The following is a 20,201-nucleotide window of genomic DNA, read 5'->3' on the forward strand; positions in this document are numbered from 1 at the left end:
GCGCTGGACCGGGGCTACAGCCTGCCGCCGGTGAACTTCACCGCTCGCGAGGCGGCGCTGGTGGTGGCGCTGGGCCGCTTCGCCATCGACATGCGGCTGTTGCCCTTCACGGGGACGCTGGAGTCGGCGCTGGACAAGGTGCGCTCCGCGCTGTCCACGTCCGCGCAGCGCGAATTGCTGGCGCGGCTGCGCGAGCTGACGTTCCTGGGCGTGCCGTCGCTGCCCACGCGCAAGCCCGTGCGTGAAGCGTTGGAGCGCGCGTGGTTCGAGCGCCAGCCGCTGCGCATCACCTACGTGGACAGCAACTTCCTGGAGACGGTGCGCGAGGTGCGCATCGAGTCCGTGGTGATGGACCGGCACGAGACGCGGCTGGACGCGGTGGACCTCGCGTCCGGGGAGCGGCGCCACTTCCGGTTGGACCGCATCACCCGCGCGGAGGTGGTGGGCGCCTGACCCGCGTGCGCCTGCCTCCCCAGGAGGTGTCCCCGGTGTCGTCCCATCCTCAGCAGCACGTCCGCGTCGCCATCGTGGGCGCGGGCTTCGCCGGCCTGGGCATGGCCATCCGGTTGAAGCAGGAAGGCCTTTGCGGCTTCGTCGTCCTGGAGCGCGCGAAGGACGTGGGGGGCGTCTGGCGGGACAACGTCTATCCCGGCTGCGCGTGCGACGTGCAGTCGCTGCTGTATTCGTTCTCCTTCGTGCCGAACCCCGGCTGGTCGCGCGCCTACTCTCCGGGCTGGGAGATCCAGGAGTACCTGCGCGACTGCGTGCGGCGCTTCCATCTCGAGCCCTTCCTGCGCCTGGGGCACTCGGTCCTCCGCGCGGCGTGGGACGTGACGGCGCGGCGCTGGGTGCTGGAGACCTCCCACGGCACCCTCACCGCGGACGTGCTCGTGTCGGCGGTGGGCACGTTGAGCGAGCCCGTGATTCCACCCCTGCCCGGGCTGGAGCGCTTCCGGGGCAAGGTGATGCACTCGGCGCGGTGGGATACGGGCTACCCGGTGGCCGGGCGCCGGGTCGGGGTGGTGGGCACGGGCGCGTCCGCGGTGCAGATCGTCCCGGCCATCCAGCCGGAGGTGGGCCGGCTCGTCCTCTTCCAGCGCACGCCCGCGTGGGTCCTGCCCCGGTGGGACAAGCCCAACAGCGCCCTGCGGAAGGCCCTGTACCGGCGGGTGCCGGGCGTGCGGTGGCTGCTTCGTGGGGCGCTCCGCATCCTGCGCGACAGCCTGGCCCTGGGCTTCCAGCACCCGTGGATCTTCCGGCTCGCGCAGCGATGGGTGCTCCGGCACATGCTGAAGACGGTGAAGGACCCTGCGCTCCGCGACCGGCTCACGCCCCGGTACACGATGGGGTGCAAGCGCATCGTCGTCTCCGACGACTATCTGCCGGCCCTCACGCGCCCGAACGTGGAGGTCGTCACCGCGCCCATCCGCGAGGTGCTTGAGGACGCGGTCGTCACCGGCGACGGCGCCGTCCACCCGGTGGACACGCTCGTCTTCGGCACCGGGTTCCAGGCGACGGACATGCCCCTGGCGCACCACCTCCAGGGCCGGGACGGACGGACGCTCGCGCAGGTATGGGCGGGCAGTCCCCGGGCCTTCCTGGGCACCACCGTGAGCGGCTTCCCCAACCTCTTCCTGCTTCAGGGGCCCCACACCACCCTGGGCCACACCTCCGTGCTGTTGATGATGGAGGCGCAGGTGGAGCACGTGCTGGGGGCGCTGCGCTACCTGGAGGCCCGGGGCGCCGCCGCCGTGGAGCCGGCTCCAGGCGCACAGGACGCCTTCGTGCGTGAGCTGGATGCACGGCTGTCCCGCACGGTGTGGAGCCAGGGGGGATGCCGGAGCTGGTACATGGATGCCACGGGGCGCAACTCCGCGCTGTGGCCCGGCTCCTCCACGGCCTTCCGCCACCGGGTGGAGCACTTCGAGCCGTCGGACTACGTCACGCTTCCCCGGGTGGCTGCCCCTCGCGCGCTCCGGCCATGAGGCGATGAGGGGGGTTCAGGAGCGCTTCGCGCGCTCCTGCGCCGCGTGGTAGCGCTCCAGGAGCTTCGTTCCCTTGGCGGCGAGCCGCTTCGCGCCCGCGTTGTCCTTGGGCACCGGCTCGCCCCAGGCGCGGGCGGAGAGCGCGAGGCGCGTGGGCTCTCCCTTGTCATCCACCATGGGGCCGCCCTTCGGATCCTTCAGGCGCCGCGTGCGCGTGACGCTCCTGCGGGTGGGGGAACGGGTCGGCATCGGGCGTGCTCCTCTGGAACGGCGTATGGACTCCCGAGAGGAGAGGTAGGACTTCCCGGACGGAATGGCACGCGGTGGAGGGCCGCCTGCTCCCTACGGCCTGGGGGGCACCAGTGAGTCCGCCAACGCACGCAGGGCCTGCGCGTGCGAGTGCCACAGGTCCTCGCTCTTGAAGATCTCCAGGGGACGCTGGGGCGGCAGGCCCCGGGCCTCGTGGTCCTGGCCCCGCGCGTCGGCGTAGTGCTCGTTGGACAGGTGCACCGTCCACCCGTTGGGCAGCGGCTTCATGAGCATGTCGGAGAACGCGCCCCGCGTGGCCGTGCCCACGTGGATCACGTTCGGGAGTGCCCGCAGGGCGAGCGTGAGGACCTCTCCCGCGCTCACCGTGACGTCGCTCGTCACCACGTACACCGGCCCGTGGAAGGACGGGCGCGGTGAGGGCTGGAGGGTGAACTCCTGCGGCGGGACGTCCTTCGCGCCCGTGGCCCACTTGGAATACGCGCGCCGGGGTCGGGCCGTGAAGCGCTCCGCGACGGCGCGGGCCACGGCGTCATGGCCGCCCCGGTTGTTGCTCACGTCCAGGATGACCGCGTCCGCGCCCGCGAAGGCGGTCAGCGCTTCGTCCAGCACCGGCTCCAGCGCGGCCAGCTCCTGGGCCAGCGTGGGCGTCTGGCCTTCCTCACCGGCGACGAAGCCGCCCATCGTCAGCAGGTTGAGGTAGCCGACGCGCGGCGCCGCGAAGCCCCAGAGGACGCGCTGGTTTCCAACGTGGTGTCCCTCTCCGCGCAGCACCGTCTGGAGGATGCCGTCGCGGTACGCGCGCATCCATTCCCGCTGCACGTCCCGCACGGGGCGCTGCATGGCCCGCGATGCCTGCTCCAGCAGCTCGAACGTCCCCGTGGGGTGGGGCTCGTACGTCAGCGTGTCCGCCATCAGCCCCACGTGCGCGTCGTTCAGCGAACGCAGCGCGTCCGCGAAGAGGGTGAACAGCGAGCGGCCGTCCATGTCCGGCGTCACCCGCGAGCGCTGCGCATCCAGCCGGGCCAGCCAGTCCGGAGCGCGCTGGGGGAAGGCGGCGTAGTGCTCCGCGAACGTCGCCCGGAACACATCGAACAGCTCCAGCGCGTTCCACGTGCGCGGCGTGTCGCAGCCGGCGGGCAGGGCGGGCACACGGTCGAAGCGGTAGCGCGTCTCTCCCGGTGCTCCGAAGAAGTCCCGCACGTCCGCCGACGGCCCCGGCTCCTGGAGCCCGAACATCTCCTTCAGCTCCGCCGTGGAGGACGGATCCGCATAGCACCCCGCCGCCGTCTCCTGGTGCAGCCGCATCCCCTCCGGCGTCACGGACAGCAGCCAGCCGTAGCCTCGCGAGCGCCACACCCCATCCTCGTCCCGGGTGCTCGCCTTCGAAGTGCCGTGCGGCGTGGCGCACGCGGTGAGCAGGCCCGCGAGGACGAGGAGAACGCCCTTGCGCCAACTTCCTCCACCACTCGACACGACATCATGAGTGGGGCGGGGCGCCGCGAGCGGTGGGCTATAAACCTCGCGCGCGGTGGGGAGGGCCTGCCCGCTGATGGGAGACATCATGGGTGGAGTCGCTCGGAAGTTGGGGTGGGTGGCCCTGGCGCTGGCCGGTGCCTTCTGCCTGGGCGTGGTGGCACTGCACCGTGGGGAGTCCATCAGCGCCATCTGGCTGGTGATCGCCTCGGTTTCGGTGTTCATGCTTGGATATCGTTTCTACGGCCGTTTCATTGCCGAAAAAGCGCTCCAGGTGGACCCTTCGCGCGCGACCCCCGCCGAGCGCCGCAATGACGGCCTGGATTACGTGCCCACGGACCGCTGGGTCGTCTTCGGCCACCACTTCGCGGCCATCGCGGGCGCGGGGCCGCTGGTGGGCCCGGTGCTGGCGGCGCAGATGGGCTACCTGCCCGGCACGCTCTGGATTCTGGCGGGCGTGGTGGTGGCCGGCGCGGTGCAGGACTTCGTGACGCTGTTCCTGTCCGTGCGCCGCGACGGCAAGTCGCTGGGCGACATGGTGCGCATGGAATTGGGGCCCGCGGCCGGCGTGACGGCCATGGTGGGCGTGCTGATGATCATGATGATCATCCTCGCGGTGCTGGCGCTGGTGGTGGTGAAGGCGCTGACGCACAGCCCCTGGGGCACGTTCACCGTGGCGATGACCATCCCCATCGCCGTGGCCATGGGCCTGTACCTGCGCTACGTGCGGCCCGGCAAGGTGCTGGAGGTGTCCATCGCCGGCTTCGTGCTGCTGATGCTCAGCATCTGGCTGGGCGGCCAGGTCTCCGAGTCCGCCACCTGGGGCCCCTGGTTCACCTTCGACAGCCGCACGCTGGCGTGGCTGCTCATCGGCTACGGGTTCTGCGCGGCGGTGCTGCCGGTGTGGCTGCTGCTCGCGCCGCGCGACTACCTGTCCACCTTCCTCAAGATTGGCACCGTGCTGCTCCTGGCGGTGGGCATCGTGCTGGCGGCGCCGCACATGAAGATGCCGGCGGTGACGCGGTTCGTGGACGGCTCCGGGCCGGTGTTCTCCGGCAGCCTCTTCCCGTTCCTCTTCATCACCATCGCGTGCGGCGCGGTGTCCGGGTGGCACTCGCTCATCGCGTCCGGCACCACGCCGAAGATGCTGGCGACGGAAGGGGACGCGAAGCTCGTGGGCTACGGCGCCATGCTGATGGAGGCCTTCGTGGCCATCATGGCGCTCATCGCCGCGTCCGTGCTGGAGCCGGGCGTGTACTTCGCCATGAACTCGCCCGCGGCGCTCATCGGCACCAGCGCGACGCAGGCGGCGGCGACGCTCAGCCAGTGGGGCTTCGTCATCACCCCGGAGGTGCTGGAGCAGACGGCGCGCGATATCGGTGAGACGACCATCCTGTCCCGCGCGGGTGGTGCGCCCACGCTGGCGGTGGGCATGGCGCAGATCCTCCACGGGCTGGTGTCCGGGCAGGGGATGATGGCCTTCTGGTACCACTACGCCATCCTCTTCGAGGCGCTCTTCATCCTCACCACCGTGGACGCCGGCACGCGCGTGGGGCGCTTCATGATTCAGGAGCTGGCGGGCCTGGTGTACGCGCCGCTCAAGCGCACGGAGTCCTGGGGCGCCAATCTCTTGGCCACCGCGCTGTGCGTGGCCGCCTGGGGCTACTTCCTCTACCAGGGCGTGGTGGATCCGCTGGGCGGCATCAACACGCTGTGGCCGCTGTTCGGCATCGCCAACCAGATGCTCGCCGCGGTGGCGCTCACGCTGGGCTGCGTGGCCCTGGTGAAGATGAAGCGCGAGCGCTACGTCTGGGTGCCCGGCATCCCCGCCGCGTGGCTGGTGCTGTGCACCGTCACCGCCGGCTTCCAGAAGGTCTTCGGCGGCGACGTGCGCGTGAGCTTCGTGGCCCACGCACGGGCCTTCTCGCAGGCGGTGACGGAAGGGCGCCTCATCGCCCCCGCGAAGTCCGTGGAGGAGATGGAGGCCATCATCCGCAATGACTATCTGGATGCGGGCCTCACCGTGTTCTTCATGATCGTCGTGGTGGCCACGGTGCTCTTCGGCGTGCGCGCCGCGCTCCAGGCCCGGAAGTCACCGGTGCCCACCTCGCACGAGACGCCCTACGTGGCCGCCGCCCTCCCGGTGAAGCCGTGAGGCGCGCGTTCATCGAGGCGCTGCGGCATGGCTGGCGCCAGGCCGTGCGCACGGCCCGGTCGATGATTGGCGTGCCGGACTACGACACCTACGTGGCCCACATGCGCCGTCACCATCCGGACCGGGCGGTGATGACCTACGCGGAGTTTTTCAACGACCGCCTCCAGGCCCGCTACCGCGGCGGTGGCGGCCGGTGTTGTTGAGTCTTTCGGATAAAACTGCTTAGTGGGTTTTACGGGTCAAGCCCGTACAACCCCTTCGCAGGAGTCCGCCGTGTCTCGTACCTCGACGCCGTTCCGCACGTGGGCGCTGGGCGCCGTGTTTCTCGCATCGTTGGGTGGCTGCTCGGGCCCGGAGGAAGCGCCCGACTCCGTCGAGCCCCTGGGGCAGGTGAAGGCGGCCGTGCTGTCCACGCGCGTGGTGGGCTACCTGCCGACGTGGGCGGGGGACGTGAACACGCTGCAGTACTCGAAGCTGTCCCACATCAACTACGCGTTCGCGCTGCCTACCGCGTCCGGTGGGCTCACGGGGGTGAGCAGCTCTGACGCGCGGCTGCGCTCGCTGGTGACGCAGGCGCATGCGCAGGGCGTGAAGGTGCTCATTGCCGTAGGCGGCTGGAACGACGGCAATGACAGTGGCTTCGAGCAGATGGCGGCCAACGCCACCTCGCGCACGGCGTTCGTGAACAACGTGGTGAACTTCGTCAACGCGGCCGGGCTGGACGGCGTGGACATCGACTGGGAGTACCCGGACCCCGGCGCGTCGGGGAACAACTACGCGCTCCTGATGAACCAGCTGGGCACCGCGATGCACAGCCGGGGCAAGCTGCTCACGGCGGCGGTGGTGGCCAATGGCTACACGGGCGGCGGCGTGCCGGCGTCGGTGTTCAACGACGTCGATTTCCTCAACATCATGGCCTACGACGGCGGGCAGCCGCATTCGACGTATGACCTGGCGGTCCAGTCGCTCAACTACTGGAAGGGGCGCGGGCTGCCGGCGTCCAAGGCGGTGCTGGGCGTGCCGTTCTACGGGCGCTCGCCGTCGAGCTACGTGGGGTACTCGGAGCTGGTCGCGCGCGATTCGCAGGCGCCCTACAAGGACAACGTGGGGGACGTCTATTACAACGGCATCGCGACCATCCAGGCGAAGACGCAGCTGGGCAGGCAGAACGGCGGCGTGATGATCTGGGAGCTGTCCCAGGACACGTCGGGGAGCACGTCGCTGCTCAACGCCATCTACTCCGTGGCGCAGGGCACGGGCGGCGGCACGGGCGCGTACCGGCTGGTGAACAAGGCCTCCGGCCGCTGCGTGGACATCAACGGCCCCAGCACGGCGGACGGCGCCAGCATCCACCAGTGGGCCTGCCACACGGGCACGAGCCAGCAGTGGTCCATGGAGGCGACGGACAGCGGCTACTACCGCTTCGTGTCGCGCTACAGCGGCAAGGCGCTGGACGTGCGCGACGTGAGCACGGCGGACGGCGCGAAGCTCCAGCAGTGGAGCTACAGCAGCGGGAGCAACCAGCAGTTCAAGCCGGTGGACCTGGGCAACGGCTACTTCCGCCTGGAGGCCCGGCACAGCGGCAAGGTGCTGGACGTGACGGGCTGCCTCCAGGGCAGCGGTGACGGCACGCTCCTCCAGCAGTGGACCTGGTCCAACAACGACTGCCAGCAGTTCCGGCTGGAAGCGCTGTAGTCCGCACGGCGGCGGGCGCGGGGTGGATGGTATATGGGCGCCGCGATGGCTGACTCCTCCTCCCCGCGCTCGCGCCTGCTCCGCCGTCCCATCGACCTGGGATGGGCGCGGCTGCGCGCTCCCTATGCGACGGCGCTGGGGCTGTGCTTCGCGGTGCTGGCGCTGCGGTCGCACGCCCGGCTTGCCCAGGCGCACCTGTGGGCGGAGGACGGGACGGTGTTCCTGGCGGACGCGCTCGCGCATGGCTTTGGCGCAACGTTCCTGCCCTACGCGGGCTACCTGCACGTCGTTCCCCGGCTGATGGCCTGGGGGCTGTCGCTGCTGCCCATCGAAGCGTTCGCGCTGGGGCTGGCGTTGCTCACCCTGGCCGTGGACGCGGCGGTGTTCGCGCTCATCGCGCGGGCCGGCTACCGCTGGCTGGTGTCCCATGACGGGGTCCGCGTCCTCGCCGCCGTGGCGCTGTGTTTCCTGCCGGGCACGTGGGAGGTGATGGGCAACCTGGCCAACCTCCACTCCGTCCTCTTCTATGGGGTCATGCTGGTGGCGCTCCAGGACCTGGAGCGCCCGCTGGGGCTCGCCGACGCCGGGGTGCTGCTCGCGGCGGCGTCGAGCTCCGGCGAAGCGGTGCTGCTGGCGCCGGTCTTCCTGCTGCGCGGGGCGATGCGGTGGCGCGATGGCCGGCCCCGGCGCGAGGTCGTCATGGAGGCGCTGGCGGCGGTGGCGCTGACCGTGCCCGCGGGGGTGAACATGGTGCTCTTCCGTCAGTCGGGCATGCCCGCTTCGGACTTCGCCACCTGGCCGCTGTCCCGCATGGCCGAGCACCTCTGGAACACGTTCAACGTCCGCTATGTGCTGTATCCCGTGCTGGGGGATGGCGGGACGTTGTCGTACTTCCGCAGGCCGCTCGCGGTGCGGATTCTGGTGGCGTGCGGGTTCGTCGCGGTGCTCGTGCTGGGCCTTCGCCGGGTGCCCGCGCGTCCGCGCGCGCTGCTGCTGGCCTCCTGTGCATGCGTCTTCCTGTTGATTCCGCTCACCTGGTACGTGCGCGCCGGCTCCGCCGAGTACCCCACGTTCGGCGCTTTCCGTGACCCGGGTGTCGTGGAGGATCGCTACATGCTGTTCGCGCTGCCGGCGGGGCTCCTCCTCTGGGTGGCGGCGCTCGCGCGGTTGCGGCTCTCCCTGGCCGCGGGCCTGTGCGTCTGCGTGTGGGTGCTGGCCTTCCCCCGGTGGAGCTTCGAGCCGTGGGGGCCCGAGAGCGACTGGGCCCGGACCGCCCACCTCATCCGCGTGACGCGCGAGACGCCAGGCGCGGAGGCGGGCGTACCCATCAACCCCACCGGGTGGTGGATCCGGGTGCGTGCTGCGCCTTCGCGATAGCGTCACCCAGCTTCGCGGCCAGCACCTGGAGGTGCGGGGGCTTGAGGAAGGAGTAGTGGTCTCCGGGCACGGTGTGCGCGTCCATCCCGCCGGGCGCGTAGGCGGCCCAGCCGTGGTCCCAGCGTGAGCCCTCCGCTTCGAAGACGGTGAAGGGCCCGCTGGCCGGTGGCGGTTGGTAGACCCAGCCTGCGTTCAGGTGGACCTCGAACGCGTGGCGGAGCTGGTGCAGTGACTGCTCCGCGACGAACAGCGGCCGGCTCGCTTCCTCCAGCACCTCCTTCCACCGGGTGGGGGAGAGCCCTTCGTTCGGTGGCAGCGGTTGACCCGAGGCGCGCAGCAGATCCTCCAGGAAGTTCGCGCTCAGCCGCGCCTTCGCGTTCACGTCGTCCGGGTTGCCGAAGTGCAGGCTCGCGGACGAGTCGAGCAGCGCGACCAGTGCCACCGTCTCACCCTCGCGCCGCAGCTGGTGGGCCATCTCCCACGCGACGGCGCCGCCCAACGACCAGCCGCCCAGCAGGTAGGGGCCGTGCGGTTGGACCTCGCGCACCGCGCGCACGTACAGGGCCGCCATCTCCGGGATGGAGTCGCAAGGCGGCTGCTCGCCGTCGAGGCCCCGGGCCTGGAGTCCGTAGAACGGCTGCGCCGGGCCCAGCGCCCGGGCCAGCTCCGCGTAGGGCACGACGCTGCCGCCCACCGCGTGGACGCAGAAGAAGGGCCGCACGCCCTCTTGTCCCTGCTGGAGCGCGACCAGGGGTGTCCAGGGCGCGGCGTCCCGGAGCAGGCCCGCCAGGTGCTCCACGGTGGGGTTCTGGAAGAGCGCCGCCACCGGCAGGGACCGGCCCAGCCGCGCGTGGATGGCGGACTGCAGGCGCAGCGTCAGCAGCGAGTGCCCGCCCAGCTCGAAGAAGTTGTCGCGCACGCCAATGGGATGCACGCCCAGCACCTCCTCCCAGATGCGCACGAGCTGAAGCTCCAGCGGCGTGCGCGGCCCGAGCAGGGCGCCTGACGGTTCGCGGCCCCCTTCCGGCGCGGGCAGGGCCTTGCGGTTCACCTTGCCCGAGGGCGTCAGCGGGAACCTCTCCACCGCCACCCAGCGCGCGGGCACCATGTAGTCCGGCAGCCGTTCCTTGAGGAAGCCGCGCAGCGCCGTGACGTCCAGCGCCTGCCCGGCCGCGTTCACCACCCAGGCCACCAGCTGCTTCTGGCCGCCTCCGTCGTCGCGCGCGTCAACGATGCAGTCACGCACCGAGGGGTGCTGCGCGAGCGCGGCTTCAATCTCTCCCAGCTCGATGCGGAAGCCGCGCACCTTGAGCTGCGCGTCCCGCCGGCCCAGGTACTCCAGCGTGCCGTCCGGCAGGTGCCGCGCCCAGTCGCCCGTGCGGTACAGCCGGCCTCCCGGCGTGGCGCCGAGCGGATCCGGGATGAAGCGGTCGGCGGTGAGGCCGGGCTGGTTCAGGTAGCCGCGGCCGACCTGCACGCCTCCCACGTACAGCTCGCCCGTGACGCCCCGGGGCACGGGCTGGAGGTTCGCGTCCAGCACGTACACGGGCACGTTGCTCAAGGGCCGGCCGATGGAGGGCAGCGCCGGCCACGTGTCCGGATCTCCCTTCAGGGACAGCGACGTCACCGCGTGGGCTTCGGACGGGCCGTAGTGGTTGTGCAGCACCGCGCCCATGCGCTTCATGAAGCGGCGGATGGCGGGCGTCATGCGCAGCTGCTCGCCCGCGACCATCACCTCCCGCACGCGGCGGGGATGGCGGCCTTCGCGCTCGGCGGCTTCCGCCAGGTTCTGGAGCGCGACGAAGGGCATGAAGAACCGTTCGATGCCCGCGTCCTCCAGCAGGGTCAGCAGCTGGCTGGGGTCGCGGCGAAGCTCCTCGGTGAGGAGCACCAGCTCACCGCCCGCGGCCCAGGTCGCGAAGAGCTCCTGGAACGACACGTCGAAGCTCAGCGCGGAGAACTGGAGCGTGCGCGCCCCGGGCGCCACCGAGTCCCCCAGCTGCCAGTGCAGCAGGTTCACCAGGGCCTCGCGGTGCATCGCGATGCCCTTGGGCGTCCCGGTGGAGCCGGAGGTGAAGATGACGTAGGTGAGCGCCTGGGCGTTGCCCTGGAGTTCGGGCCGCGCGCCGGACTCGCGGGCCAGTGCGTCCGCCCGCGCATCCAGCTCCAGCACCTGCGTCGCGCCCGTCTCCAGGACGCCGCGCAGCTCGCGCGTGGTGAGCAGCACCGTCGCGCCGGAGGCCTGGAGCATCGCGGCCAGCCGCTCCGGCGGATAGGCCGGATCGAGCGGCACGTACGCGCCTCCCGCCTTGAGCGTCCCCAGCACCGCCACGGGCAGCTCCAGCGAGCGCCGCAGGTGGATGCCCACGCGGACGTCGGGGCCCACGCCCAGCTTGCGCAGGTGGTGCGCGAGCTGGTTCGCGCGGCGCTCCAGTTCTCCATACGTGAGCGTCGCGTCTCCGAAGCGCACCGCGATGGCGTCGGGCGTGCGCGTGGCGGTGGCCTCGAAGAACGCGTGGACGCTCGGCACGGCGGGGAAGGACACCGGCTGGTGTGCCCAGGCCGCCAGCTGCCGCCGCTCTGCGTCCGCGAGCAGGGGCAGGGTGCCCAGGGCCGCGTCCGGCGCCGCGAGCGCGCCTTCGAGCAGGCGCGTGTAGTGGTCCGCGAAGCGCGCCACCGTGGCCTCGTCGAAGAGGGCGGTGTTGTACTCCCAGATCGCTCCCCAGCCCTCTGGCGTCTCGCGCACGAAGAGGGTGAGGTCGAACTTCGCCATGCCCGGCTCGAAGTCCAGGGCGCGGATGTGGAGGCCGGGCAGCTCCCAGGTCGCGCCTCCGCTCTGGAAGACGAACATGACCTGGAACAGCGGGGAACGGCTCAGGTCCCGCGTGGGGACCAGCGCGTCCACGAGCTGTTCGAACGGCATGTCCTGGTGGGCATAGGCGCCCAGGCAGGCGTCCCGCACGCGGCCCAGGAGCGCGCGGAAGCTCTCTGCTCCAGAGGCCTTCACGCGCAGGGCCAGCGTGTTGGTGAAGAAGCCGATGAGGTCCTCCACCTCGCGCCGGCCGCGCCCCGCGATGGGGGTACCGATGACGACGTCATCCTGACCGCTGTGACGCGAGAGCAGCGCGTGGAAGCCCGCGAGCAGCAGCATGAACGGCGTGACGCCCGCGTCGCGCGCCAGGGCCTGCACGGCGCCGGGGAACGACGCGGGCAGGGGACGCGGAAGCTGGAGCCCCTGGTAGGTCTGCACGGGCGGCCGGGGCCGATCCGTGGGCAGCTCCAGCGTCGGCGGCGCGCCCTCCAGGTGCTGCTTCCACCACGTGCGCTGGAGTTCCAGCGGCTCTCCGGCCAACACCTGGCGCTGCCACCCGGCGAAGTCCGGGTACTGGATGGGCAGGGGCGGCAGCTCCAGCGCTTCGCCCTGCTGATGTGCCGTGTAGAGCGCCTTCAGCTCGCGCACCAGGATGTTGATGGACCCGAAGTCACACACGATGTGGTGCATGACGAGCAGCAGCGCGTGCCCCTCCGGGGCCGTGCGGATCAGCGTGCCGCGCACCAGCGGGCCGTGCTCCAGGTCGAAGGGCTTCTTCACCTCCGCTTCCGCGCGCGCACGCAGCAGCGTGTCCCCGTCCAGGGACTCCAGCGCGAGCGTGAACGGCCGGTGCTCCACGACGTGCTGCACCGGCTGGCCGCCGTCATCGCTGAATGTGGTCCTCAGGGCGTCATGCCGGTGGATGAGCCCATCCAGCGCGCCCTCCAGCGCCGGGACGTCCAGCGGACCGTCGAGGTGGAAGAAGAAGGGGACGTTGTACGCGCTCCCCTGAGGGTCCAGCCGCGCGAGGAACCACAGGCGCTGCTGCGCGAAGGACAGGGGCCTCGGCTTGTCCCGCGATGCCGCGACGATGGGCGCCACCGGCGCGCCATGGCCTCCCTTGTGGAGGGCCTCCAGCCGCTGCGCGAACCCGGCCACCGTCGGGGCCTCCAGCAGCAGACGAAGCGGCACGTCGCGCTGGAGCATGTCCCGCAGCCGCGACACCACCCGCGTGGCGAGGAGCGAGTGTCCGCCCAGCTCGAAGAAGTGGTCGCGCGCTCCCACGCGGGGCACGCCCAGCAGCGGTGCCCACACCTCCGCCACCAGGGTCTCCCAGCCCTCACGCGGCGCCACGTAGGAGCCCGGGCCCGTCTGCGTGTCCGGCGCGGGCAGGGCCTTGCGGTCCACCTTCCCCGACGGAGACAGCGGCATCCGCTCCAGCTTCACGAACGCGGAGGGCACCATGTGCGCCGGCAGCCGCGCGGTGAGCCACGCACGCAGTCCCCCCACGTCCAGGCGCGCGCCGACGACGTAGGCCACCAGCCGCTTGTCGCCGGGAGTGTCCTCGCGCACGACGACGCCCGCGTCCTCCACGCCAGGGGATGCCTTGAGCGTGGCCTCGATTTCGCCGGGCTCGATGCGGAAGCCGCGCACCTTCACCTGCGCGTCGGTCCGGCCCAGGAAGTCGAGCACGCCGTCCGCCCGCCACCGCACCTTGTCTCCCGTGCGGTACAGCCGCGCGCCGGGCGTCGTGCTGAACGGATTCGGCACGAAGCGCTCCGCGGTCTGCGCGGGCTGGTGCAGGTAGCCCCACGCGAGCCCGTCACCGCCCAGGTACAGCTCGCCCGCGACGCCCACCGGCACCGGGGCGCCCAGCGCGTCCAGCACGTAGGCCTGCGTATTCGTGATGGGCCGGCCGATGGGCACGGGGCGGCCGTCGTCCACCGTGCCCTCCAGCGGATGGGCGGTGGAGTAGGTGGTGTTCTCCGTGGGGCCGTAGACGTTGATGACGTCCCGGCCCGCCTCGCGCACCTGCCGGGCGGCCAGCGGCGACATCGCCTCGCCGCCTGACATCACCTGCCGCATGCGTGCGAGCGCACGGGGCTGGAACATCGCCATCTGGTTGAAGAGGGCCGTGGTGATGAACAGCGTGGTGATGCCCTGGTGCTCCAGCACCCGGGCCAGCTCCTCCAGCGAGGGCGGCTGCGGCGGCATGACCACGAGCTTCGAGCCATGCAGCAGCGCGCCCCACAGCTCCAGCGTCGACGCGTCGAAGGAGATGGGCGCCAGCTGGAGCAGGACCTCCTCCGGGCCGAAGCGCGCGTACGTCGCTCCCTTCACCAGCCGCACCACGCCCCGGTGCGGGATGCACACGCCCTTGGGCCGGCCGGTGCTGCCGGACGTGTACATGACGTAGGCCAGTGCGTCCGCGGGCACGGTGACGCGCGGCGCCTGCGTGGGCTCGCGCGCGAAGGCGTCCCATGACGGCTCCAGCGGCACCACGCGCGCCTCCAGCGCCGCGAGCTTCGCCTCCTGTCCGGGCTGGGCCAGCAGCACCGGCAGGCGCGTGTCGCGGGCCATGAAGAGCAGGCGCCCGGTGGGATAGGCCGGATCCAACGGGACGTAGGCCCCGCCCGCCTTGAGGATGGCCAGCGTGGCCACGACCATCTCCAGCGAGCGGCCCGTGCACAGGCCCACCGGCGTGCCCACGTCCACGCCCAGCGCGCGCAGGTGGTGCGCGAGCTGGTTCGCGCGTGCGTCCAGCGCCGAGTACGTCAGCTGGCGGCCTTCGAACTCCAGCGCGATGGCCTGGGGCGTTCGTGCGGCCTGCTCCTCGAAGAGCGCGGTCAGCGACGCCTCGCGCGGGTAGTCCGCGTGCGTGTCGTTCCAGGTGTACAGCAGCCGCTGGCGCTCCTCGTCGGCGAGCAGCGGGAGCCGGGCCACGGGTTGATCCACTTGCGCGATGGCGGCCGCGAGCAGGCGCGTGTAGTGCTCGGCCATGCGCGCGACGGTCGCTTCGTCGAAGAGGGCGGTGTTGTACTCCCAGACGAAGTCCAGGCCCTCTGCGGACGGCTGGGCGAAGAGGGTGAGGTCGAACTTCGCCATCCCTGTCTCGACGTCCAGCGGCGCCACGGACAGGTCCGGCAGGGCGCTCGCCGCGGCGCCTCCGGCGTTCTGGAGCACGAACATCACCTGGAACAGCGGCGCGCGGCTGGGGTCGCGTTCGGTCTGGAGCGCGCGCACCAGCTGCTCGAAGGGCATGTCCTGGTGCGCGAAGGCCTCCAGCGTGAGGTCGCGCACGCGGCCCACCAGGTCGCGGAAGCTCGCGTCCCTGGGCGCGGCGATGCGCAGGGGGACGGTGTTGATGAAGAAGCCGACCAGTCCCTCCAGCTCCTGGCGCTCACGGCCCGCGAGCGGCGCGCCGATGACGAGGTCGTCCTGCCCGCTGTAGCGCGCGAGCAGCGCGTGGAAGCCCGCGAGCAGCAGCATGAAGGGGGTGGCGCCTTCTTGCTGGGCCAGCGCCTCCAGGGCCCGTGACAGCGCGGGCGAGGCCTTCCGCGACAGGTGCGCGCCCTCGAAGGTCTGCACCGCTGGACGCGGCCGGTCCGTGGGCAGGTCGAGGAACGCCGGTGCGTCCTGGAGCCGGGCCTTCCACCACCCGAGCCGTTCCTCCAGCGCCGCGCCCACCCAGGTCTGCCGCTGCCAGCGCGCGAAGTCCGCGGGCTGGAGGGACAGGGGCATCCGTGCGGCCGGACCGCCTCCCGTCGCCTCGCGGTAGAGCGCCGTCAGCTCACGCTCCACCACGCCCAGCGACCAGCCGTCGCAGATGATGTGGTGGAAGGTGACGAGCAGGGCGTGCTCCCCATCCCGCACGTGCACCAGCGTCGCGCGCACGAGCGGCCCCCGGGCCAGGTCGAACGGCGTGCGCACCTCCGCCTCCGCGCGCCGCACCAGCTCTGCCTCCGAGGACACGCGCTCGCGCCGCAGCGGCACCTCCAGCTCCGGGGCGATGCGCTGCACCGGCTGCCCGTGGTGCTCCTCGAAGGTGGTGCGCAGCGCTTCATGGCGCCGCACGAGCGCCTGGAGGCTCCGCTCCAACGCGCCGTCATCCAGCGGCCCGCTCCAGCGCGTGAACCAGGGCAGGTTGTACGAGAAGCCGTCCGGATCCATCCGGGTGAGGAACCACAGGCGCGCCTGGGCCGACGACAGCGGGGGAACCTCATCGCGCGGGCGGGGCACGAGCGGCAGTTCTTCCGCGCCCGCCTTCGTCCGCAGCGAAGCCACGTGCGCGGCCAGCTCCTCCACGGTGGGGAACTCGAACAGGGCGCGCACGGGCAGCTCCACCTGGAGCCGGTCGCGCAGCCGCGCCGTCACCTGGGTCGCCAGCAGCGAGTGGCCGCCCCGTTCGAAGAAGTGATCATGCGCGCCCACGCGCGGCAGGCGCAGGAGCGCGGCGAAGACCCCCGCCACCTCCGTCTCCAGGGGCGTGCGCGGGGCCACGAAGTCCGGGCCCGAGTCCGCGTCGTCGTCCGGAGCGGGCAGCGCGCGCCGGTCCAGCTTGCCGCTGGGGGTGAGGGGGAACGCGTCCAGCAGCAGGAAGGCGGCGGGCACCATGTACTCCGGCAGCCGGTCGCGGAGCGCCGCCTTGAGCTCGCCCGCGTCCACGTCCGCTCCGGGCTGCGTCACCACGTACGCCACCAGGTGCTTGCCCCGCGCCGCGTCCTCCCGCGCGATGACCGCGACGTCCTTCACGCCCGGCAGCTTCGCCACCGCCGCCTCCACCTCCGGCAGCTCGATGCGATAGCCGCGGATCTTCACCTGGGCGTCGCGCCGTCCCAGGAACTCCATCGTGCCGTCCGGCAGGTACCGCGCGAAGTCACCGGTGCGGTACATCCGCGCGCCCGGATGCGGGCTCAGCGGATCCGGCATGAAGCGCTCCGCCGTGAGGTCCGGCCGGTGCAGGTAGCCGCGCGCCAGCCCCGCGCCGCCGATGTACAGCTCGCCCGCGACGCCCACGGGCACCGGCTCCCACCGGGCATCCAGCAGGTACGTGCGCGCGTTGGTGATGGTGCGGCCAATGGGCGGCAGGTCCGGCCACGCGTCCGGGTTGTCCTTCAGCACGTGGGCCGTGGCCGCGTGCGTCTCCGTGGGGCCGTAGTGGTTGTCCAGCACGCACCCGTCCAGCGCGTGGAGCAGCCGCCGCAGCGCGGGCGTCATGCGAAGCTGCTCGCCCGCGGTGTTGATCTCCTTGAGCGACGTGGGCAGCAGCCCGTCCGAGTCCGCCACCTCCGCCAGGTGCTGCAAGGCGACGAACGGAAGGAAGATGCGCTCCACGCCCTGGTCGCGCATCAACGTGAGCAGGGCCCGGCCGTCGCGCCGCGTGTCCTCGGACAGGAGCACCAGCTCACCGCCCGCCGCGAACGTGGGCAGCATCTCCTGGAAGCACACGTCGAAGCTCAGCGCGGAGAACTGGAGCGTGCGCCCCCGGGGCGCGGTGGAGCGGCGCACCTGCCACTGGATGAGGTTGAAGAGCGGGCGGTGCGGCATCGCCACGCCCTTGGGCACGCCCGTGGAGCCCGACGTGAAGATGACGTAGGCCAGCGTGTCCGGGCCGCCCACGGGCGCGGGCTGCGTGTCCGGCGTGGAGAGGTCATCCTCCAGGAACAGCCGCTCCGCGCCGCCCTCCGGCAGCCCCGACGCCAGCGAGCGCCGCGTGACGAGCACCTTCGCGCGCGACGTCTCCAGCATCAGCGCCAGCCGCTCCGGCGGGTAGGCCGGATCCAACGGGCAGTAGGCCGCGCCCGACTTGAGGATGCCCAGCACGCCCACCGCCAGCTCCAGCGAGCGGTCCACGCACAGCCCCACCGCCGTGTCCGGCGTCACGCCGCGCTGGCGCAGCGCATGGGCCACGCGGTTGGCCCGCCGGTCCAGCTCCGCGTACGTGAGGCTCTCCCCTCCGAAGCGCACCGCGATGGCGTCCGGGCTCCGGCGCACGCTGGCCTCGAAGAGGGCGTGCACGCCGGGGTGCACCGGCACGTCCGCGCCGGTGTCGTTCCAGTCCGTCACCGCGCGTTCCCGCTCGCGCGCGGTCAAGAGCGGCAGCGTGGACACCCGAGCCTCGGGCTTCGCGACGGCGCCCTCCAGCAGGCGCGCGTAGTGCGCGGCCATGCGCGCGATGGTCGCCTCGTCGAAGAGGTCGGCGTTGTACTCCCAGCGCGCCTCCAGGCCGCTGGGGTCGTCGTAGAGGAAGAGGGTGATGTCGAAGCGCGCGACGCCGGGCTCGAAGTCCAGCTCCGTCACGGTGAGGCCCGGCCACTTCAGCGCGGCCCACGGCGAGTTCACGTGCACGAACATCGCCTGGAACAGCGGCGAGCGGCTGGGGTCGCGCTGCGGCACGAGCAGGTCCACCAGCTGCTCGAAGGGCATGTCCGGGTGCGCGTACGCGCCCAGGCACACCTCGCGCACGCGGCCGAGCAGCGCCTGGAACGACGGGTCACCGGACGTGTCCAGCCGCAGCGCCAGCGTGTTGGCGAAGAAGCCGATGAGCCGCTCCACCTCCCGCCGTCCACGCCCCGCCACGGGCGTGCCCACCACCAGGTCCTCCTGCCCGCTGTAGCGCGACAGCAGCACCTGGAACGCCGCCAGCAGCGTCATGTACGGCGTGACGGCCGCCTTGCGGCTCAGCTCGCGGATGCCGGTGGCCAGGGCCTGCGGCATGGGCAGGCGGTACACCGCGCCTCGCGACGTCTGACGCGGCGGACGCGGCCGGTCCGTGGGCAGCTCCAGCGCGGGCGGTGCTCCGGAGAGCCGCTCCTTCCACCACGCGCGCTCGGCCTCCAGGAAGTCACCGGTGAGCGTCTGGCGCTGCCAGTGCGCGAAGTCCGCGTACTGCGCGGGCAGCTCCGGCAGCCGGGGCGGTTCGTCGCGCGTGGCGGCGGTGTAGAGCGCGCTCAGCTCGTTCGCCATCCACCCCAGCGACACCGCGTCGCAGACGATGTGGTGCGTGACGAAGAGCAGGGCGTGCGCTTCGGGCGACAGCCGCACCAGCGTGGCCCGCACCAGCGGCCCGCGCGCCAGGTCGAAGGGCGTGCGCGCCTCCGCTTCCGCGTGCTCGCGCAAGGCCTGCTCCCGGTCGGCCGCGTCCGACAGGTCCTCCCTGCGCAGCGTCAGCGTCAGCGAGGGGGCGATGCGCTGCACCGCCTGGCCGTCCACGGCGGCGAACGTGGTGCGCAGCGCTTCGTGCCGGTCCACGACTCCCTGGAGGGCCCGCTCCAGCGCGCCCGCGTCCAGCGCGCCCGTGAGCCGCACGAAGAAGTAGACGTTGTACGTGGCGCTCGTGCCCTCCATCTGCGCCAGGAACCACAGGCGCTGCTGCATGAAGGACAGCGGCAGCGCCTGCGTCCTGGGGACGAGGGGCAGCGGGATGCGCTTCTTGCCCGGAGCAACCGGCGAGGAGGTCGTCATCGTTGTGGGTCCGTCAGGTTTCGTAGGCAGCGAAGCCGCGCGAGCGCAGCGTGCGCAGCAGGACGGTGAAGAGGAGGAATCCGAACGCCGCGCCCCCCATGACGGCCCGGACGCCCAGCCGGTCCGCGAGCGCGCCCTGCGACCACACGCCCACGGTGAAGCCGACGAAGAGCAGCATGGAGTTGAGGCTGGCGATGCGCGCCTGGAGCTCCCCGGACACCCGCGTCTGGCACATCGTGGCCAGCCCCGTGAGCGTCAGCATGTAGAGCGACCCCAGCAGCAGCACCGCCACCGTCGCGAACCCCAGCGACGGGGCCAGCCAGTACGCCGCCGCCACCGGGCCGATGAGCAGCAGGCTCACCTCCAACAGCCGCGCCCGTCCCAGCCAGTCCGCCAGGGTGCCCGCGCTCAGCGCCGCCAGGAACGCGCCCGCGCCCTGCGCCGTCACCAGCATGGACGTGGCGCCCGCGTCCTGGCCAAACACCCGGATGGCCATCACCGGCGCCAGCGCCGTGAACGGGGCGATGCACAGCGCGATGGCCAGCGTGCCACCCATGGCCATCATCAGCGCCTCGTCCGCCCGCGCCACCTGGAAGCCTCGCGCGATGCCCGCCCACAGCCCCTCCGGCGACGCGGGCTTCGCGGCGGCCGGAGCCCCGCGCACGCCCAACAGCGACAGCATCACCGCGCAGAACGACAGCGTGTTGAGCAGCAACACATAGCCGATGTCCGCGTGCGCGATGAGCAGCGCCGCCAGCGCGGGGCCGCAGATGCGCCCCAGGTTGGCCTGGGCCGAGTTGAGGCTGAGCGCGCTGTGCAGGTCCTCCTTCGGCACCGATACGGCGATGAGCGCGGAGAACGCGGGCATGAACAGCGTCACCGCGCAGCCGTTGAGAAAGGAGATGACCGCCACCCACCGCACCGTCAGCCCGCCGGTGAAGGCCAGCGCCGCCAGCGTCCCCGCCAGCAG

The 20,201-nt window shown here is 71.9% G+C and carries 10 protein-coding genes; 6 read left to right on the top strand and 4 right to left on the bottom strand.

Annotated elements, in window-relative coordinates; translation table 11 throughout:
• Both D7X55_RS16395 and D7X55_RS16400 read left to right on the top strand, forming a co-directional pair.
• Positions 1-453 (top strand): YafY family protein (locus tag D7X55_RS16395; protein WP_121723529.1); only part of this gene is annotated, 453 nt, incomplete at its 5' end.
• Positions 454-488: 35 nt separating this feature from the next.
• Entirely contained in the window at positions 489-1,985 is a 1,497-nt protein-coding gene (locus D7X55_RS16400) for an NAD(P)/FAD-dependent oxidoreductase (protein WP_233609874.1), read from the top strand.
• A 15-nt stretch (positions 1,986-2,000) separates the two neighbouring features.
• Here the strand turns inward: D7X55_RS16400 and D7X55_RS16405 are convergent, their stop codons facing one another.
• Positions 2,001-2,234 carry a hypothetical protein gene (locus D7X55_RS16405; protein WP_120549219.1) on the bottom strand — a complete coding sequence of 78 codons (234 nt, stop codon included), beginning with the start codon at positions 2,232-2,234 and terminating at the stop codon, positions 2,001-2,003.
• Positions 2,235-2,327: 93 nt separating this feature from the next.
• Complete coding sequence (locus D7X55_RS16410) at positions 2,328-3,818, bottom strand: S41 family peptidase (RefSeq protein WP_158626377.1); 1,491 nt, start codon at positions 3,816-3,818, stop codon at positions 2,328-2,330.
• Between D7X55_RS16410 and D7X55_RS16415 the strand changes: the two genes are divergently transcribed.
• The 4 genes from D7X55_RS16415 to D7X55_RS16430 all read left to right on the top strand — a co-directional run bounded on the left by D7X55_RS16415 (position 3,817) and on the right by D7X55_RS16430 (position 8,955).
• Positions 3,817-5,883 (top strand): carbon starvation CstA family protein, encoded by a 2,067-nt coding sequence (locus tag D7X55_RS16415; RefSeq protein WP_121723524.1) that lies wholly within the window; start codon positions 3,817-3,819, stop codon positions 5,881-5,883. The genes D7X55_RS16410 and D7X55_RS16415 overlap by 2 nt on opposite strands.
• Complete coding sequence (locus D7X55_RS16420) at positions 5,880-6,086, top strand: YbdD/YjiX family protein (RefSeq protein WP_121723525.1); 207 nt, start codon at positions 5,880-5,882, stop codon at positions 6,084-6,086. Before D7X55_RS16415 ends, D7X55_RS16420 begins: the two co-directional genes overlap by 4 nt.
• A gap of 70 nt (positions 6,087-6,156) precedes the next feature.
• Entirely contained in the window at positions 6,157-7,578 is a 1,422-nt protein-coding gene (locus tag D7X55_RS16425) for an RICIN domain-containing protein (protein WP_120549217.1), read from the top strand.
• Between the two features lie 45 nt (positions 7,579-7,623).
• On the top strand, positions 7,624-8,955 hold the full coding sequence (locus D7X55_RS16430) for a hypothetical protein (protein WP_147470121.1): 1,332 nt from the start codon (positions 7,624-7,626) through the stop codon (positions 8,953-8,955).
• On the opposite strand, the gene D7X55_RS16435 is transcribed toward D7X55_RS16430, so the two are convergent.
• Both D7X55_RS16435 and D7X55_RS16440 read right to left on the bottom strand, forming a co-directional pair.
• Entirely contained in the window at positions 8,906-19,231 is a 10,326-nt protein-coding gene (locus D7X55_RS16435; RefSeq protein ID WP_121723527.1) for a non-ribosomal peptide synthetase, read from the bottom strand. The two genes, D7X55_RS16430 and D7X55_RS16435, sit on opposite strands and share 50 nt — an antisense overlap.
• 13 nt (positions 19,232-19,244) lie before the next feature.
• The coding region (locus D7X55_RS16440; protein ID WP_121723528.1) for an MFS transporter at positions 19,245-20,201 on the bottom strand (957 nt) is incomplete at its 5' end.

The organism is Corallococcus sp. AB049A (assembly GCF_003668885.1).
Lineage (GTDB): Bacteria > Myxococcota > Myxococcia > Myxococcales > Myxococcaceae > Corallococcus > Corallococcus interemptor.

What these genes read in the sequence shown, in the direction of transcription:
- D7X55_RS16405 (WP_120549219.1), bottom strand. Translation starts at nt 2,234, where the DNA reads ATGCCGACCCGTTCCCCCACCCGCAGGAGCGTCACGCGCACGCGGCGC.
- D7X55_RS16415 (WP_121723524.1), top strand. Translation starts at nt 3,817, where the DNA reads ATGGGTGGAGTCGCTCGGAAGTTGGGGTGGGTGGCCCTGGCGCTGGCC.
- D7X55_RS16410 (WP_158626377.1), bottom strand. Translation starts at nt 3,818, where the DNA reads ATGATGTCTCCCATCAGCGGGCAGGCCCTCCCCACCGCGCGCGAGGTT.
- D7X55_RS16430 (WP_147470121.1), top strand. Translation starts at nt 7,624, where the DNA reads ATGGCTGACTCCTCCTCCCCGCGCTCGCGCCTGCTCCGCCGTCCCATC.
- D7X55_RS16435 (WP_121723527.1), bottom strand. Translation starts at nt 19,231, where the DNA reads ATGACGACCTCCTCGCCGGTTGCTCCGGGCAAGAAGCGCATCCCGCTG.